Consider the following 3475-nt stretch of genomic DNA (forward strand, 5'->3'; position numbering starts at 1 on the left):
AATCGTAAAACTATCGGGTACTCAAAATCAGTGGAAATGCATGACAAGATAATCGGCACATTCATCGAACGTGAACATTATCTGCAATGACCTGATCTACATATTGAATACGTGACCCGAAATGTGGTGGTGGATGCATTCTCCGAGACAATGAAAATTTTCATGTCTGATGAAACGCTGTTCGAGAGATTACCGGAAAGGGTGATTAAAACTAGCGAAGCACTGCGACAGCAGGAAGAAAATGCAGATTCATTTGTAGGGTTAGCCAAGGACTTTGTTACTAACCGCGGGACAAATATCGAAGAATTAATAGAGTATTTTGATGATGATGCGCTATTAGTTTATGATGGTATTCATGCTTCAGCATTTGGTCGAATGAGTTATATTTATCGTTCTAAAGGGATAAGAATTTATCTTTTTAAGTCAGGTGAACTCCATATTATCACACCTTATAGCTACATAGATCATTCTGGTTTTAAATTGCGAAATGAGATTGGAAACAGTTACGGTCCAGATTTTGAAAAAATGTCACCTGACGAAGTTAGAACGATTATTCACTATACATCAGAAGACTTTAATGATTTTGAAAAAAAACAATTCGTCTGCGGAGAATTAATAAAAATGCTCTGTTCGATAAAAGAAAAATTTGTTAAAGATTTTTACCTTGAGTATCTGCTAACACCTCCAGATGTTGATAAACTTTCTAAGTTTTCAATGAGAAATAGAAAAGAGTTGTGGGACATCTGCCTTTCCGATAAATTCAGAGAAAACTGGGGGGATAAGATTCAATATGCATGTATGAACATTCTTTCATCATCTAACATTCCACCTTCCACCGGTCAAATAGTAAAATACATTGATTTCTCCAAAAACACCACTGCTACTTTGAACGAAATGCTTAAAAAAAATAAATGAAATAAAAGAAAACGTAATTGAATTAAATGAAAGTGATGAAATTGATATTTTCGAGTTAAAGCCCAATATTTCTGGCTTTGGGATTAATATAAATGAGTTATACAAAAGAGCAAGAAAAAAATTCTTAAGAAAATAATAGACGGATGGGATTTTTTAAATGGTTGCAACTATTTAAAAATAGCAATTAAACCGTAGAGGTCGTTGATTCATTATTTATGTGATAACGACCTTTATTATCAAATGACTGGAGTATAAAAATTTGATATAATCAGGTCGATTAAATAATCGAGAAACATGAACTAATACATATTAACAGATACCCGCTTTGTTAATCTTTCTTGGATATAAGCGAAGTCCGCTCTTGGCACGGAGCTGACCTACCAGTTGGTCCTCAGGCCCGCTATGAGCGAGGAGCGGAAGTATTAAAAAAATATGGAACTGAAATCGATGTCCTCGCAGAGTAACAATGCTGACAGTAATTGAGGATGGCATATACTGCCTAGATAAATGAAGGTGACGTATCCCTTCTTCATTTATCTATTACGACTACTATTCACCCATGAATACTCTGACTGTCTTAACTCCTCATGTAAGTTGTCGGGCAACATTTCTTCAGGTTGATAATCTCTTTTAACTTCATATGCTAAATTTGAAAATACTTCAAGAAGATTATCTTTATCTTTCAAAAATTTAGCAAGCGCGAGGCGAATATCTCTTGAATATTTTTCTAAATTCTTATGGTATCGAGTTGCCTCGCATATCTTTTCATAAGAATACCAAATATCGTTAATATTTTTAAAAATTCTCATGTGACCATACATATCTTGGACACTGTTATCTTGCGAATAAGAAAAAACAACATCGATAAGCCCTGAAAGCTCTTTTGCCTTTTCAACAATTACAACACTCTCTCCTCGGATAAGTGAAGAAAGCCATTTCATCTTGGATCTTTTGGTGAGAAGATTATTTCTATTAAAGCTTACCGTTGCGCTACCACCTTTATTTTTGTTTGCAGCTGAAATTAGTTTTTTAACTTCATTTTTATCCATAATTTTGTAGTAAATAACTGGATTAGATGTTCCATCACCAAGCACTATTGACACCAAAATCACGACTCCATCAATCTGATTCCAGTAATTAAAATCTGAAAGATACAAGGATATGTTAGGAGAATCAGAAACAGTGCTCTTTATTTGAACTGCAAAAAAGTCACCAGTTGAAAACTCCTTATCAAAAACTTCAACTTGTGCATCAATCCCAACATCTATATCAAGGAGCCTACAAGCCCATTTAAAATTTGAAACAATCCAATATGCAAAATAATATTCTCCTGACCACCCAGTTATGCTTGTATCTTTAAATCTTTTCACTGTATTAGTCCTTTGCAGTTGAATTTTTATTAGACTGGTCGATATTTTTTAACACGTCGATTAGACTTAGAATTATTTTCTCTTGTGGTAATTGGGGTGTTTTCTCAAAGTTGATGTTGCTACTCCTAAGATCTTGCAAAGTTTTACTAAAATCGCTTCCTTCCTTTTTACTTATAATATAAGCCAGCCTCTGATTTTCAAAATCAGTCCCAAGCTGCATGTAATATCTAATGAACACCAAAACGGCTCTCATTATGAAACCAACAAAAATTATTAGAGATAGAGTTAGTAGAACCGTAGCTATCGAATCAGCAATTTTTTCACTCTGATTTTTTGTGGTGTTGTAAGTGATCCCTCTCCAAGCCTTATAGGAAGCCTCTTGTTCCGGACTGAGGGGTTTGAAGGAACCGACTTCTGAGTCATTACCTAAAAATACACCCACATGCCTCTCCCCCTCATTTTTACCAGTATTAAATAAAACTAGATCGCCCGGTTTGAGGGTGTTTTTTTTAATTGTGGATGCATTAAGGATATCGGAAATCCAGTTTTTCTGATTGTCCTTATATCCAACAATGAGAGTCGCAACTAAAGTGGCAGCCATAATCAAAAGAATTATCAGAGCGATGTTTGTCCGTCTCACAAACCTTGCTCGATGCTCTAAAACACCATAGACATCTATATCGCTACAAACAGCTTCTTTTTTGTCTGATGACATCTTCCCTTCCCTGTGTCGATTGCATGAGTTGCTCTACTGGAAATAGTTATACCTCAACATTTAACTGACTGGAATCATTACTGTAAACCTGAGTTGCTCCCTTTGACTAACACTGGCTTAAGATATCAACGACCGCTCCTGGCACTTAGCTGCCATGCCAAAAAGAGAGCAGGTCTCCTATGAGCAAAGGCGAAAATTTGCATCCCCAGTGAGTGAATTTATTAAGTAGAAACCGTCAAAGCCAGATTAGAACTCGCTTGGGGTTGTCCCTATCACTGAACGAAATGCAGCAGAAAAAGCGGCAGGACAGGAAAAGCCGAGCTGGTAGGCGATCTGTTTAACGGATACACCATGACCTGCTCCCAGTTGATTAGTACACCCCGATGTTAGTAATGTCTTCATAAGCCACATGAGGACATCCCCATGAAGAAGCGTTTTTCCGACCAACAGATCATCAGTATTCTCCGCGAGGCTG

General features: G+C 36.4%; 5 protein-coding genes. 2 read left to right on the top strand and 3 right to left on the bottom strand.

Features of this window, described 5'->3' with window-relative positions; translation table 11 throughout:
- Both Q3A88_RS21670 and Q3A88_RS21675 read left to right on the top strand, forming a co-directional pair.
- Nucleotides 1-90, top strand: a 90-nt coding sequence (locus tag Q3A88_RS21670; protein WP_317178542.1) for an IS1 family transposase, incomplete at its 5' end; no start/stop codon positions are given.
- A gap of 72 nt (nucleotides 91-162) precedes the next feature.
- Entirely contained in the window at nucleotides 163-915 is a 753-nt protein-coding gene (locus Q3A88_RS21675) for a hypothetical protein (protein ID WP_317178644.1), read from the top strand.
- Between the two features lie 533 nt (nucleotides 916-1448).
- On the opposite strand, the gene Q3A88_RS21680 is transcribed toward Q3A88_RS21675, so the two are convergent.
- From Q3A88_RS21680 to Q3A88_RS21690, 3 genes are all read right to left on the bottom strand, one after another.
- A complete protein-coding gene (locus Q3A88_RS21680) occupies nucleotides 1449-2285 on the bottom strand; it encodes a DUF4365 domain-containing protein (protein WP_317178645.1) in 837 nt (278 codons plus the stop codon).
- 4 nt (nucleotides 2286-2289) lie between these two features.
- Nucleotides 2290-3000 (bottom strand): NlpC/P60 family protein, encoded by a 711-nt coding sequence (locus Q3A88_RS21685; RefSeq protein ID WP_317178646.1) that lies wholly within the window; start codon nucleotides 2998-3000, stop codon nucleotides 2290-2292.
- Between the two features lie 246 nt (nucleotides 3001-3246).
- The coding region (locus tag Q3A88_RS21690) for a helix-turn-helix domain-containing protein (RefSeq protein WP_317178647.1) at nucleotides 3247-3475 on the bottom strand (229 nt) is incomplete at its 5' end.

It is taken from the genome of Pectobacterium sp. HCp5_1 (assembly GCF_032905925.1).
GTDB classification, from domain to species: Bacteria; Pseudomonadota; Gammaproteobacteria; order Enterobacterales; family Enterobacteriaceae; genus Pectobacterium; species Pectobacterium brasiliense_A.